At 36.1% G+C, this 14725-nt stretch carries 10 protein-coding genes and 1 pseudogene; 4 read left to right on the forward strand and 7 right to left on the reverse strand.

Annotated elements, in window-relative coordinates; translation table 11 throughout:
• Positions 1-183: 183 nt before the first annotated feature.
• Entirely contained in the window at positions 184-720 is a 537-nt protein-coding gene (locus tag ACYIAJ_RS02905) for a YagK/YfjJ domain-containing protein (protein ID WP_483564314.1), read from the reverse strand.
• A gap of 359 nt (positions 721-1079) precedes the next feature.
• Positions 1080-2291, reverse strand: coding sequence for a tyrosine-type recombinase/integrase (locus tag ACYIAJ_RS02910; RefSeq protein WP_483564315.1), 1212 nt, complete (start codon positions 2289-2291; stop codon positions 1080-1082).
• A gap of 503 nt (positions 2292-2794) precedes the next feature.
• On the opposite strand from ACYIAJ_RS02910, the gene ACYIAJ_RS02915 reads away from it, so the two are divergent.
• A complete protein-coding gene (locus ACYIAJ_RS02915) occupies positions 2795-3367 on the forward strand; it encodes a hypothetical protein (protein ID WP_483559524.1) in 573 nt (190 codons plus the stop codon).
• Between the two features lie 279 nt (positions 3368-3646).
• Here ACYIAJ_RS02915 and ACYIAJ_RS02920 read toward each other — a convergent pair whose 3' ends face one another.
• The 3 genes from ACYIAJ_RS02920 to sohB all read right to left on the reverse strand — a co-directional run bounded on the left by ACYIAJ_RS02920 (position 3647) and on the right by sohB (position 8367).
• The gene (locus ACYIAJ_RS02920; protein ID WP_483559526.1) at positions 3647-5242 is read right to left on the reverse strand and encodes a bifunctional aspartate transaminase/aspartate 4-decarboxylase; all 1596 of its coding nucleotides are present in this window, start codon (positions 5240-5242) and stop codon (positions 3647-3649) included.
• Positions 5243-5271: 29 nt separating this feature from the next.
• Positions 5272-6972 carry an aspartate-alanine antiporter gene (gene aspT / locus ACYIAJ_RS02925; protein WP_483559528.1) on the reverse strand — a complete coding sequence of 567 codons (1701 nt, stop codon included), beginning with the start codon at positions 6970-6972 and terminating at the stop codon, positions 5272-5274.
• 285 nt (positions 6973-7257) lie between these two features.
• The gene (gene sohB / locus ACYIAJ_RS02930) at positions 7258-8367 is read right to left on the reverse strand and encodes a protease SohB (protein WP_483559530.1); all 1110 of its coding nucleotides are present in this window, start codon (positions 8365-8367) and stop codon (positions 7258-7260) included.
• A gap of 140 nt (positions 8368-8507) precedes the next feature.
• Here sohB and ACYIAJ_RS02935 point away from each other — a divergent pair, with 140 nt between their 5' ends.
• Positions 8508-10220, forward strand: coding sequence for a formate--tetrahydrofolate ligase (locus ACYIAJ_RS02935; protein ID WP_483559532.1), 1713 nt, complete (start codon positions 8508-8510; stop codon positions 10218-10220).
• Between the two features lie 26 nt (positions 10221-10246).
• Positions 10247-10633, forward strand: a pseudogene (locus ACYIAJ_RS02940) (RnfABCDGE type electron transport complex subunit B); the annotation flags it as partial.
• A 37-nt stretch (positions 10634-10670) separates the two neighbouring features.
• On the opposite strand, the gene typA reads toward ACYIAJ_RS02940, so the two are convergent.
• Positions 10671-12497 (reverse strand): ribosome-dependent GTPase TypA, encoded by a 1827-nt coding sequence (typA, locus tag ACYIAJ_RS02945; protein WP_483559534.1) that lies wholly within the window; start codon positions 12495-12497, stop codon positions 10671-10673.
• 165 nt (positions 12498-12662) lie between these two features.
• Entirely contained in the window at positions 12663-13196 is a 534-nt protein-coding gene (hemG, locus tag ACYIAJ_RS02950) for a menaquinone-dependent protoporphyrinogen IX dehydrogenase (RefSeq protein WP_483559536.1), read from the reverse strand.
• Positions 13197-13338: 142 nt separating this feature from the next.
• On the opposite strand from hemG, the gene glmU reads away from it, so the two are divergent.
• Positions 13339-14724: a bifunctional UDP-N-acetylglucosamine diphosphorylase/glucosamine-1-phosphate N-acetyltransferase GlmU gene (gene glmU / locus ACYIAJ_RS02955; RefSeq protein ID WP_483559538.1), complete on the forward strand. Its 1386-nt coding sequence runs from the start codon at positions 13339-13341 to the stop codon at positions 14722-14724.
• Position 14725: the final 1 nt, after the last annotated feature.

Below are 14725 nucleotides of genomic sequence, written 5' to 3' on the forward strand. Positions count from 1 at the left end.
AAAGAATCATGTCTTCCCCATGCGTTAAATATAATGTCTATCATTGGCACAAAGTTGACTATCCTATAAAATATAGTTCTGAGCTGAAGATCTGAACTAATATAATTAAACACTACTCCTCCCAAACACCCTACCGGAACTTAACATTCTAGCAATGTCTTCATTACAGTCCTGTTTAGTCAATTAACTGGCTGCATTATATAAATTATTCCTATCATCATTCCTATGAGTAACTTGCAAGCAGTTTCTATCACCATAACGGTTATCTTTATCAGCACTACAACTACAGTTGAAATAAGTCCCAAATCCACCAGTAATATCAAGCCACAGTTTTCCTAATTCATCCGCGTAATAGTAGTCTTTTTGAACCCTATTTCCATTAAAGAAAAGCATTAGATGGTAATGAATTCCTTTATCTTCACCGTATTCAACTTTCCATATATAACCAACCAGTTCTTTTAATAGACTTCTATGATTCCATCTAAGTTTATTAAGTAATATTTCCCAATTATTCAAGATATCCTCTTTAGTTAAATAATCATGAGGAAAATGATAATTTAATGGATATTCGACTATGTTAGTTACAGTTTCATTGCTTTTATAACCAAGATCGACTCTAACGGGTAATAGTTTTGCGTGTTGCTCAAACAGTTTATCAATAAAGCCATAAATACTTCGTTGGTTTCTTAAATTATAGGCATAGCTATTTTCGGAAGTCATAATATTCTCCTGATTTGATAGATAGTTTATGATTTTGAATATGAAAAAGATTGGATTAATAAACTGCTTTAACAGTTTATTCTTGAATAATCCTTGTATTAGTTTATTGCAAATTGTTTGTTAATATTAAAGTTTTAAATGAATTTATTTTATTGATTAATATATAATTATTAATTAATTTAGTTATTATTATTGATGTTAATTATTTAATAACATTAATAACCTAAATCTATTAAAACGTATTTTTTCAATAGAAAGCTAATACAAAAAAGGTTAGATAAAAGTTATTAGATGTTATTAAATAGTCAAAGTTATGTCGTTTGTATTCATATAATATGCACATAAACATTAAAAAATAATTATTGTTCGATATTATTTGAACCACAACAAAAGTTAGCCCAATCTTCCATTAGTGTTCTGCGTTGCTCTAACAAATCAGTCCGATGATAAGCCGCTTCAACTTTATTCCTGATAGAGTGAGCCAATGAACGTTCAGCTAAATCTTGTGGATAGCCATTTTCGCTACACCAATCCCTAAAGCTTGAGCGGAAGCCGTGTATAGTAGCCAGCTTTCCATCGGTGCTACTTTGAACTTCCCTTCTTTTCAGAAATACAGTCATGCACGCATCACTAACCATACCTTTAGAGACATCAGATGGAAAAACAAATTCTTTATTACATCCTCGTTGTAATTCAAGTATTTCTAAGGCTCTTTCTGATAATGGTACTCGATGTAAGATTTTGGCTTTCATTCGTTCAGCAGGAATAGTCCAAATTGCATTATTGAAATCAATTTCGCTCCACTTCATTCCGCGAACTTCACCAGAACGGCAAGCCGTTAGAATTAAAAACTCAATAATTTTAGGTGCTATTTGTACAGAGGGGCTTGTTCTAATATGGTCATTGATGAACTTTGGAATTTCGCGCCAATTCATAGCTGGATGGTGAGTAGTCCTAACGGTTTTACTTGGTTGCGGTGGTAAAAGATGATGAACAACATCAACAGGATTATGTGTACAATATCCTCTAGCCCATCCCCATGATAGCACAGCATGAATACGCTGCTTAAGCCTCATAGCAGTTTCATATTTTTTAAGCCATATTTCTCGTAAAACATCTGCCACATCTTTAGGTTCAATTTGATCGAGCATTTTATTTCCAATCAAGGGAAATGCATAAGTTTGTAAAGTATTAATCCATTGTTGACCATGTTTTTGATTTTTCCAGCTTGGTAACAATTCTTCATGCAATTTATGAGCGCATTCAGAAAAAGTGGGACGTTTCAGTAACTTTTTCTCTTTTTTCTTGTTTTCAAGTGGATCAATTCCTTTTGCTAATTCTGCCCGAAAATTTATACCAAGTTGACCTGCCTGAATAATACTGATTTCAGGATAAGTTCCTAAACCTGCATTCCGACGTTTGTTCGTTATCGGGCTCGTGTAGCGTAAGACCCATTTCCCATTACCTTTTTTTGGTGATGGATGTAATGACAAACCAGTTACTGCACCATGAAGTAACGGCTTATCTTCAGGTTTAATATTGCGAGCTTTCGCGTCCGATAATTTAGCCATAAACCAACTCCATTTAATTATAGTATGCCATTTAGTATACCATTAATCGTTATTTTTAATAATACACTCTTAAACAAAATCATACATATTTTCATATTATCAATATGATTTTTAAAATTTTAATTTTTTATAATAAGACTAAATAAACATTCTTTAGACATAAAAAAAGCGGACTGCGATTCCGCCATCTTCTCCAAGCATTATTTAGAAACTGATAAACCAACTAATCACTTTTTATCAGCACATCATCTAATATACTATTCTCATTCAAATCAGCTTAAATAATTTTCTATCTGCATTTTAAAACAGCAAGTCAAAAAATTTCAATAAAATCAATACCTTTCCTGACCAACTTTTGGTTGAATTTATTTTTAAATAATCAGCTAATATGTTGTTTTTATGGGATAGCTAGAAATTCTAGCTTATTTTGATAATTAATCTTAAATTTATATTCTGTTTAATTTATAGTAGCATGCTCTAAAAAAATATAGGAATAAACAACAATGAATAATCTATTAAAATTAGTAACTGCATTATCTTTACTTTTTACAGCAACCACATTTGCTGCCCCAAATACAGAAGAAACCCCTATATTTAAAAAACAGCATGAAGTTCTAAACGATGGTATTGAATATTTAACTTACTCAGCAGATATTGATGATGGCCGTTTTGTCATTATTATTGATGAATATAAAGAAACTAAACAAGCTGTTACAAGATATATTGTTGGCAAAAAAGTATATCGATTACTTTCTGTTAATTATTGTGTTGCTGAAACTGATTTATGTGGTGATATCACTACCCTATTAAAACCGTTAGAAGTATTGGCTGATGATTTATATGGAAGTGAAGCAGCTAAAGACTTAGTTTGGCGTATTACTTATGTTAAGAATGATGACATAGTTTCAACTGACCAATTAGTTCCAATTCCGGAACTAGGTGATTTAAAAGACTTTGTTGGTGTTTATAGCGATGATGAAGATGATATGGATGCCCCATATGATGAAAATAGTCATGTTGAACAATACACACCACATATGTTAGGTTGGAATTATGGTCCTAAAGTTAATCCATAAAAACAACAAACCAATTTGTTATTGCTAGTAAATGGATACAATGTATAACTCTAAAGTCGTTGATCGAGTTGCCCTCTGAAACTGTAATTTTATTCGGTAAACGGCTTTATTCTTTTACAAAAGAAGAAATAAAAACTCAAATAAAATCAATACCTTTTCTGACTGATTTTTATATGGCATTTATTTTTATAATAGATAGTGACGTAACGTTTTATTGAGTAAATAAAAACCCTAGATTAACTAGGGTTTTTGTGTGGGTTTATTAGTATAGCTATCTAGCTATTTATTTTTTGCTTTATATTCCGCATAATATTCCTCGGCCAATTTGCGCATTGATAAGCCAATTGCAGCATATTGATATTCATTTAAGTTTGCTAACGAGGCGCGAGCAGAAGGATGCTGTACAGCAAATCCTTTGCCTGGTAATAATACAACACCAGCTTCATCAGCAATTCTGAATAACATTTCAGATGGATTTTTATTTTTGAGGATCCATTTAGCAAATTTATCGTCATATAATTCTCGGCAAATATGTTCAAGATCCACTAGCGTATAGTAATCTACACTATTTTCATCTGTTTGATGTTTAAGACCTAAATGTTGATAAAGTGATGCTGCACGGCGTCGGATTAGTGATTTTAAAGCGGTTTTATAACTTTGATCGCTATCCATCATTTCGCATAATGCAAATAAAACCATTTGTACTTGTTGTGGTGTTGAAAGACCCGCTGTATGGTTTAGTGCAACCGCACGACTATCAGCCACTAATCGATCAATAAATTTTAGATTTTCTGGATCAGTAACAATTGAGCTATAGCGTTTATTTAAGATCTGTTTGGTTTTACTTGGTAACGCTTTAATCGTTTTGTCGATGACATTATCGCGTGCAGTGGCAATAACACCTAAACGCCAACCAGTCGCACCAAAATATTTCGAAAATGAATAAACTAAAATGGTATTTTTTGGGCATATCGCAAATAAAGATTGGAAGTCATCGGCAAATGTACCATAAACATCATCGGTCAAAATAATCAATTCAGGACGTTTTTGAACGATATCTGCAATAATTTTTAGACTTTTATCATCAATTTTAACTGATGGCGGGTTAGATGGATTAACAACGAAAAAGGCTTTAATTGCTGGGTCTTCTAATTTACGCAATTCTGACTCAGGATACTGCCAATTTGCATTAGGATCAGAATTGATTAACACTTCAACTAGTTGATAGTCATTGAGTTCGGGAATTTCAAGATAAGGCGTGAATATTGGCGCACCAATGGCAATTTTATCGCCTTTTTGGATTAAGCCATTTTCTTTCATTGAATTAAAAATATAAGCCATGGCGGCTGTGCCACCTTCAACGGCAAATAAATCGATATTATCACGATCCAGATATTGAGCGCCCATTTGTTGTAAAATATAGGCTTTAACCACATCTTCACTAAAATGTAACATTCTGTCAGGTACTGGGTAATTGCATCCCAAAATACCTTCTACCATCTCTTGTAAAAAGGCATTCTCGTCCAACCCAAGTTGGTCACGAATATAAGAAAAAGCCTTACCTAAAAAGGCAACTCCCGGAGTGTTATAGTTTTGACAAATAAAATGCTCAAAGCGTCCTGTTAATCCAGCTTTGATTGGCATGCCACCAACACCTTCATTTAAATATGAAAATGACATTTCGGATTCTTGAGTTGCAAACACACCTAGTTGAAAAAAAGCTTGTCGAGGCCAAGTGGCAAGAAAGTTGGGATTACCTCTTCCTGCATTTAACATTACGCGATCAGTATGACTTTGTGCCAGTTTAATTAAGTTATCTTTTAACTCAAAAGGACTTAAATTAGCGTATTGGCTGTATTGTGTATTGTTTTTCATACATTTGTATCCTTAATTTGATATATCAATTAAACAAAAGCAACAACTAATGGGCCTAATAAAGTTAGGAAAACATTAGCTAAAGCATAAGTAATAGCAAAAGAGTTAGTTGGTGTTGAATTACCAGCTTTATTGAGCACCTCACCAAAAGCAGGATTAGCACTACGTGATCCAGCTAAAGCACCCGCAAATACCGCTACATTTTTATAACCAAGCACATATTTGCCAAAATAGATAGCAAGCAACATGGGTAATAAGGTCACAACCACACCAATTAGAAATAGAGATAAACCTTGTTCTTTAATAGTATTAATTGCTTGAAGACCAGAACTGAGCCCCACAACCGCTACAAAACCAGCTAAGCCAAAGTCTTTTAAAAGTTGCACGGCACCAGTTGGAATATTACCGATAGTTTGATGAAGAGAGCGATACCAACCAAATAATAAACCAGATAAAAGTGCACCACCACCTGCGCCTAATGTAATAGGAATATCGCTAACACGAATCACAATTAAACCAATAATAAGCCCAACAACAAGTCCTAACCCATGAAATATCCAGTCAGTTTTTTCACTTTTAGTAATTGGGGCACCGATTTTATCAACAACTCGACGAAGATCACCATCAGCACCATAAATGGTAATTACATCGCCCAGTTTTAAATAAATATCATTATTAAGAGGCAAAGGTTGACCGTCGCGATGAATAGCTACAAGATAGATACCATGTTTTAGTTTCATGACTTCGTCTGAAGCGAGCACTTGCGTAAGATTTTGTCCCACATACTTGTTGTTTCGCATTTCAACATCTAGCTTGTTCATCACAACATCCATACCTGATGCTGAATTAACTTCGGTACCAAGTAGATCATGCGCCTGAATCATTGCATCACGGTGACCAACAACCAGAATGATATCTTTTGACTTTAATACTGTTTCAGGCGTTGCTTCAATAATGTTATTACCACGCTTGATACGCTCAATACTGATGCCATTAACCGTTTGTTCAACATGTGCAACCGTTTGATTGATCTTATTTGTAATACGGTATAAACGACCACTAATATCTGATAAAGCTAAATTTTGATCAGCACCCAACAAAAGTGAACCATGAAGCTGTTCAGCCTGCGCTTTAATTGCATCATCGGCAATATCTTTACCCATGATTTTGGGCAAAATGTTGACACACACAATAATGGCACCTAGAGAACCAAATATATAAGTCACCGCATAACCAATGGTGACATTTGCTTGCATTTTGCTTAACTCTTCTGCGCTTAAACCAAGTTGACTTAAAGCATCAGAAGCTGTACCCATAATAGCTGATTGTGTCAATCCACCCGCAGCCAATCCTGCGGCAAGCCCTTTATCCAAATTAAATATTTTGGCTAATACGATAACAGTCACAAAACTTGCTACCGCAATAAATAATGCTAAAAAGATTTCGCGTAATGTTTTAACACCCAGAGAGCGGAAAAACTGAGGACCACTTTCATAACCTACAGCATAAATAAATAGAGCAAAAAGAACTGCTTTAACGCCAGCGTCAATAGTCACACCAAAAACACTTAACGCAACGGCAACGAGTAACGAACCGGCAACTCCACCAAGTTGGAATTTCCCCATCCGTATGCCACCAATCAAATAACCTAAACTTAACGATAAAAATAATAAAATTTCGGGAGAGTGTTTAAGCCCATCTAAAATCCAGTTTGAAAGCCATTGAAACATAGTAATTGTCCTCAAGCGTAATGATGTTTGAATAGAAAAAGATATGTAATAGAATGGAGCCATATCCACCAATTTGTATGAATATAGTTTTATATTAAATCGCAATTAGATTAATAGATATTCAGTTTTAACAATTAATGACATCGTTAGAAGGTGATATATAATGATTATTAACGTTAACGGAAATACACAAAAAATTAATTTATAAATAAATTTTTGAAATTCGCCAATCGCAACAATATCAAGATAAAATGGTGCGCAAAGTAAAAATTATAAAAGGGCTGTTCACAGCCCATTTCCGTGTCTAAAAAACACTTTTTCAAAACTCTTTATTACATTTTTCGAAATTTTTTCTGATAATTTTTGTCGACGTTGATAACTAACAGCGATAATTTTATGTGTTTTTAAGTGAGATAAAATAAAGTCATCACTAGTGCTAATTTCGTCAACTAAGCCTTTATCTTTGGCTTGCGTTGCAAACCAGTGCTCGCCAGTGGCAACTTGTTCGATATCCACGTTTGGACGATACTCTTTAACAAAATCTTTAAATAAAATATGAGTTTCTTCTAATTCCTGTTTGAATTTTTGGCGACCTTCTTCGGTGTTTTCGCCAAACATGGTTAACGTACGTTTATATGCACCTGCTGTTTGTAACTCAATATCCACATCATGTTTTTTAAGTAAGCGATTAAAGTTAGGAATTTGTGCAACCACACCAATAGACCCCACAATGGCAAATGGCGCTGCCACAATTTTGTTAGCGGTACATGCCATCATATACCCACCACTTGCCGCAACTTTATCAACAACTGCGGTAAAAGGAATATCACGCTGTCTAAACCGTAATAGCTGGGATGCAGCAAGCCCATAGCCATGGACTACCCCGCCAGGGCTTTCAAGCTTAACCACAACTTTATCCTCTGGTTTAATAACAGCCAATACAGCGGTAATTTCTTGACGTAATTCTTCAACTTCATGCGCATCCATACTGCCGTTGAAAGACAATACAAACAATTTTGGTTTTGCTTGCTGGTCTGTATTACTTTCTGCTAGCTGCGTTGTATTATCTAGCGTTGACTGTTCGTCAGAGTTTTCTTGCTTTTTAACTTGTTTCTTTTTTTGTTTAGCCGCTAATTTTGCTTGTTTCTTTTCAAGTTTTTTCTGTTTTTTAAGATCTTTCATAAACAGCTTAGCTTCTAGTTCGTCCATACTTGACATTAACATATCATCTTTAACTTGCTCATATTCTTGACTAATGTCTTTAACTGACAAACGCCCTGCCACTGTTGCCGACTTACGGCGTTGGCTTAATATAAAAATAAGTATCGCTAAAATTGCAATAACAACTGTTGCTGTTTCAGCTAAAAAAAGTGAATACTCAGAAAACCAATTCATTTAACTATTTTCCTTTTATTGAATGTATTGAGTTATTATAACAAGATAATTGTGACTTGTGCCTAAAATCAATAAAGATAAAATTGTCGCTTTATTCGGCTATTTAAATTATTTATACTGATAGTCCAATTTATTGTTAGATGAGAACTAATATGCCTTTACGCCCAATTACTGAAATCGCTAAACAATGCAACATTCCAGAAGAATTTGTCCTGCCTTATGGCAAACACGTGGCAAAAATCGATTTATCCATTCTTAAAGCCAACCAAAGCAAACCTAACGGCAAATTGGTGTTAGTTACCGCTATCACGCCAACTCCACTTGGTGAGGGTAAAACGGTGAATACTATCGGGCTAAGTGAAGGCTTAAATTATATTGGTAAAACAGCCATTGCTTGTATCCGTCAACCAAGTTTAGGCCCTGTATTTGGTGTAAAAGGTGGTGCTGCTGGCGGTGGTCAAGCCGAAGTATTACCAATGGAAACTTTAAATCTACATTTAACTGGTGATATTCACGCTATTACCGCCGCCCATGATTTGGCATCAGCCGCATTAGATTCGCGCCTTTATCATGAAGAACGATTGGGCGATGAATTTACCGCACAAACGGGCTTGCCGCGTCTTAATATCGATGTAAATCGCATTGTGTGGAAACGCGTGATGGATCATAATGATCGTGCACTTCGTAAGATTACTGTTGGTGTCGGTGGTGGTGTTAATGGTATTACACGTCAAGATGGCTTTGAGATTACCGCAGCGTCAGAACTTATGGCAATTTTAGCATTAGCCTCAGATTTACACGATATGCGAGCGCGTATTGGGCGCATTATTTTAGCTTATAATACTCAAGGCGAAGCGATTACTGCAGAACAACTTGAAGTTGCGGGCGCTATGACAGTGTTACTTAAAAATGCGATTAATCCAAACCTGATGCAAACAGTTGAAAATACGCCGGTACTTATTCATGCAGGGCCTTTTGCTAATATTGCCCATGGCAACTCATCAGTCATTGCCGATCGCATTGCTTTACAACTTGCCGATTATGTCGTAACCGAAGCTGGTTTTGGCTCAGATATGGGCATGGAAAAATTCTTTAATATTAAATATCGCCAAGCAGGAATAAAAGCCTCGTGTGTAGTGCTTGTTGCAACGGTTCGTAGCTTAAAATCTAACAGCGGTAAATATAATATCAAACCCGGACAAGCGATTCCAAAAGAAATCTCAGACTCTAATGTGGAGCTGCTTGAAATTGGTGCGGCTAATTTAGCGTGGCATATCAACAATGCTAAAAGTTATGGGCTACAAGTGATTGTTGCTATTAACCGCTTTCCACACGACAGTGAAGAAGAACTAGCCTTTTTACAAAAATATGCCATTGAGCATGGGGCGTTTGCTTGTGAAGTGAGTGAAGTTTTCACTCAAGGCGGTAAAGGCGCAGAAAAACTGGCTGAGCATGTTATCAAAGCATGTGATATGCCAAGTGAGATCAAATTACCTTATCCTGACAACATGTCACTTGCTGATAAAATCCAAACTATGGTAAAAAAATACGGTGCCAACAAAGCTAATTTATCAGCACAAGCACTGGAAAATATCAAAGAGATCGAAGCATTAAAACTCGATCATTTGCCTCTTTGTATTGCTAAAACCCCCATGTCAATTAGTGCTGATGCCAATCTAAAAAATGTCCCTACCGATTTTGATGTTGATATTAGTCACTTAGCGATATCTGCTGGTGCTGGTTTTATTCGTGTTTATGCTGGTAATGTAATGACCATGCCAGGACTAGGCACCAATCCAGCTTATAGACAAATTGATATTGACAAAGATGGTAATATTGTAGGTTTAAGTTAATGCAAGAAGTGATTATGCAAACCCAACAACAATATAAAGCATTTATTGACGAAGAAAACTGTATTGGCTGTGGCAAGTGCATCCGTGTTTGCCCAACTGATGCCATTGTCGGTAGCAAACAAGTATTGCACACAATACTGCCACAGTTATGTACTTCGTGTAGTAATTGTATCAATACTTGCCCAACAGACTGTATTACATTAAGTACGTTAGGCCGCGTATTGAATGAATCAGAAGAGTTAGCGCTAACTCAGAAAAAGCAACAGCGATTAGGCCATAATCAGTTAGTGCCACCAACAATTTTGTTTCCACGCACCATGCCGACGACAAACAAGATCAGCACCCCCACCGATCGTAAACAGTCAATAGCTGACGCCATTGCCAGAGTAAAAGCCAAAAAAAACCTCGCTTAATAGCGAGGTTTTCGTATTACGATAGCACTAATACTAATTAGTCTTTATTACCACTTCTAAACGCACGTTTACGGTCATTTTCAGTTAAATGACGTTTACGTAAACGGATAGATAATGGTGTCACTTCCACTAATTCATCATCATCAATAAACTCTAATGCTTGTTCTAATGACATTTTTATTGGTGGTGAAAGTGTTGTTGCTTCATCGGTACCCGATGCTCGCATATTGGTTAATTTTTTACCGGTTAGACAGTTAACGGTTAAATCGTTTGAGCGAGTATGAATACCAATAATTTGACCTTCATAAACTTCAGCACCATGACCTAGGAATAATTTACCACGATCTTGTAAGCCATATAGCGCATAAGCTAATGCTTTACCAGTACCATTTGAAATCATTACGCCATTATTACGTTGACCAATTTCGCCTGGACGAACATCATCGTAATGACTAAAGGTAGAATAAAGCAAACCGGTGCCTGAGGTCATGGTCATAAATTCAGTTCTAAAACCAATAAGCCCACGACTTGGAATGACATAATCTAAACGTACGCGACCTTTACCATCTGGTAGCATATTTGTTAAGTCACCTTTACGTAAACCAAGTGCTTCCATCACTGAACCTTGATGTTGTTCTTCAATATCAAGCGTAACTTGTTCGAATGGTTCTTGTTTTTTACCATCAATTTCTCTAAAGATAACTTTAGGACGAGAAACCCCTAGCTCATAACCTTCGCGGCGCATATTTTCGATGAGTACTGACAAATGCAATTCACCACGACCAGAGACTCTAAAGGCATCGGGATCTGGCGTTTCTTCGACACGAAGAGCAACATTATGGACAAGCTCTTTATTTAAACGCTCAAGAATTTGACGAGAAGTGACATATTTACCCTCTTTACCAGCAAATGGTGAGCTATTGACATTAAAGAACATGGTTACAGTTGGTTCATCAACGGTTAATGCAGGTAATGCTTCAACGCAGCTATTATCACAAATTGTATCGGAGATACCGAGTTCACCAAGACCTGTTAATGCAATAATATCGCCAGCTTCGGCAACTTCAGCTTCATAGCGTTGTAGTCCTAAATGGCCAAGAACTTGCCCTACTTTGCCAGTCCGTTTATTACCTTCACTATCAACGATAGTTACTTGTTGATTTGGTTTAACGCGACCACGTTTAATACGGCCAATACCAATAACACCAACATAATTATTATAATCAAGTTGAGAAATTTGCATTTGGAATGGTCCGTCTAAATCTACTTTTGGAGGCTCAACATATTTAACAATTGCTTCAAATAATGGCGTCATATCTTCAGCCATATTTTCATGCTCTAAACCTGCGATCCCCATTAATGCTGAAGCATAAACGATAGGGAAATCTAACTGTTCATCAGTAGCCCCTAAATTAACAAACAGATCGAACACTTGATCAACAACCCAATCAGGACGTGCACCTGGACGATCAACTTTATTGATAACTACAATCGGTTTTAAACCATAAGCAAATGCTTTTTGCGTTACAAAACGCGTTTGTGGCATTGGTCCATCCATTGCATCAACGAGCAATAGCACAGAATCAACCATAGACATAACACGTTCAACTTCACCACCAAAATCAGCATGTCCTGGGGTGTCAACGATATTAATTCGGTAACCATTCCAATCAATAGCGGTATTTTTAGCTAAAATGGTAATACCACGCTCTTTTTCAAGCGCATTAGAGTCCATGATACGTTCGTTATCGTCACCACGTAGATTATCTAACGTACCTGACTGTTTTAATAACTTATCAACCAAAGTCGTTTTACCATGGTCAACGTGAGCAATAATGGCAATATTTCTTAAATTTTCAATCACAATTAAAATTCCACTTAGAAGACAGATTCTATAGGCGCAGTATTGTACACCTTTTTAATAGAAATGTTGATCTATATCACAAAGTTTATTTAAAAGAACTTGAGCACTTGATAACTTTAAGAAAATATCGATTTACTTATAAAGAGATTTCATAATACTATGTGTTTAAGTATAAAATTGTTCGGCAAACTCATCTACCTTTGTCCAATCAGTATATTCAATCATCGGCTTTGTTACGTCAGTGTCCCCTTTTCCTAACCACATAATAAAGCGGATCATATTGCGATCAAACCAATTATATTGTGGATAATACAGCGCACCGGCAAAAACCGCAGTAAAAGTTGGCTTCCATGCTATTTTAGCTAAGAATTTTTTAGTGTATAAATTCGTTTCTGGCGTATTTTTATTCGGTTTTCTCGCCACCAAATTTACCCCAAAAAATCCAGACTTCATCTTATTTAATTGCTGATAATGCTTATCAATAAACGCTTTCATTACTTTGCTATAAAACCCATAACGAATCGAACAACCCAATAAAGCTGCTTGGTATTGAGTTAGATCGATTTTAGTATCGGGTAGCAGTTCAATAACATCGCAATCACATTTACCATTAAGTTGCGTTTTTATGCGTTGCATAATCTTAAATGTCTGATTTTCATGTGTAGTATAGAGTAATAAAACTTTCATCACGGAATTCATAACATTGCCTCCTTCTTTTTGTTAAACTCATTGGTAAATATCAACATTACTTTTTTTATGATAAAAATTAAAAGATTGGGGATGATTTCATTAAAAACTTTGATTATAGTATTAGGCTAATTTAACCAGACCGGAACTGATTATGGCAATTTCACCTCCAAAACTGAGTGCAATTATTTTGGCGGCAGGAAAAGGCACACGGATGTATTCCAACCTACCTAAAGTTTTACATAAAATCGGCGCCAAGCCGATGTTACAACATGTTATTGATACAGTTCAACAACTTAATACTAATCGCATCAATATTGTTTATGGCCATGGCAAAGAACAACTTGAAGAAACACTCAAGAATCAACATGTGCAGCTGGTTTACCAAGCTGAACAACTCGGTACTGGCCATGCTGTTCAACAAGCTATCCCTTATATTCAAGATGATGAAGATATCTTAATTTTATATGGTGACACACCCCTTATATCGGTTCAAACGCTACAAACTTTAATTACTAGCAAACCAAAACAAGGCATCGCGTTATTGACGGTAATACTTGATAATCCAACTGGATATGGACGCATTGAACGTCACAATGGCAAAGTCGTTGCCATTGTGGAACAAAAAGATGCTACTCCTGAGCAACAAAAAATCAATGAAATTAACACCGGTATCATGCTCGTTACTGGTAAATTATTGAAAAATTGGTTATCTCGTTTAACCAACAATAATGCGCAACAAGAGTTTTACTTAACCGACATTATTGCTTTTGCACACCAAGATGGTTATGACATATTAACCTCGCACCCAGTACAACCATTTGAAGTTGAAGGCGTCAATAATCGCCTGCAATTGGCAACATTAGAACGGCAATATCAATATCAACAAGCTCAACACTTATTACTCGCTGGTGTGACATTGCTTGATCCAAATCGCTTTGACTTACGAGGCACACTCTCGCACGGTAAAGATGTCACTATTGATTGTAATGTAATTATTGAAGGCAATGTCACACTAGGTAATAACGTAATTATTGGTGCGGGCTGTATCTTAAAAAATTGCACGATTGATGATAACTCAAATATCAGTCCGTATAGCATTATTGAAGATTCAACTATCGCTAAACAGTGTACTATCGGCCCCTTTGCTCGCCTACGACCTGGCTCACAACTTGACGAACAAGCCCATGTCGGCAATTTTGTTGAATTAAAAAAAGCACATCTGGGCAAAGCCACCAAAGCTGGGCACTTAAGCTACCTTGGCGACAGCGAAATTGGCAGTAATGTCAACATTGGTGCAGGCACTATCACTTGTAATTATGATGGCGCCAATAAATTTAAAACTATTATTGAAGATGATGTGTTTGTCGGTTCTGACACACAATTGATTGCACCAGTAAAAGTGGGTAAAGGCGCAACCATTGCAGCAGGCACAACCGTTACCAATAATGTAAATGATAACGAATTGGTCGTAAGTCGAGTTAAACAAAAACAACTTGCTGGTTGGAAACGACCTACAAAGTTAACTAACGAGGAATAAA

The organism is Gilliamella sp. X-46 (assembly GCF_057063525.1).

What these genes read in the sequence shown, in the direction of transcription:
- ACYIAJ_RS02905 (WP_483564314.1), bottom strand. Translation starts at nt 720, where the DNA reads ATGACTTCCGAAAATAGCTATGCCTATAATTTAAGAAACCAACGAAGT.
- ACYIAJ_RS02910 (WP_483564315.1), bottom strand. Translation starts at nt 2,291, where the DNA reads ATGGCTAAATTATCGGACGCGAAAGCTCGCAATATTAAACCTGAAGAT.
- ACYIAJ_RS02915 (WP_483559524.1), top strand. Translation starts at nt 2,795, where the DNA reads ATGAATAATCTATTAAAATTAGTAACTGCATTATCTTTACTTTTTACA.
- ACYIAJ_RS02920 (WP_483559526.1), bottom strand. Translation starts at nt 5,242, where the DNA reads ATGAAAAACAATACACAATACAGCCAATACGCTAATTTAAGTCCTTTT.
- aspT (WP_483559528.1), bottom strand. Translation starts at nt 6,972, where the DNA reads ATGTTTCAATGGCTTTCAAACTGGATTTTAGATGGGCTTAAACACTCT.
- sohB (WP_483559530.1), bottom strand. Translation starts at nt 8,367, where the DNA reads ATGAATTGGTTTTCTGAGTATTCACTTTTTTTAGCTGAAACAGCAACA.
- ACYIAJ_RS02935 (WP_483559532.1), top strand. Translation starts at nt 8,508, where the DNA reads ATGAGAACTAATATGCCTTTACGCCCAATTACTGAAATCGCTAAACAA.
- hemG (WP_483559536.1), bottom strand. Translation starts at nt 13,196, where the DNA reads ATGAATTCCGTGATGAAAGTTTTATTACTCTATACTACACATGAAAAT.
- glmU (WP_483559538.1), top strand. Translation starts at nt 13,339, where the DNA reads ATGGCAATTTCACCTCCAAAACTGAGTGCAATTATTTTGGCGGCAGGA.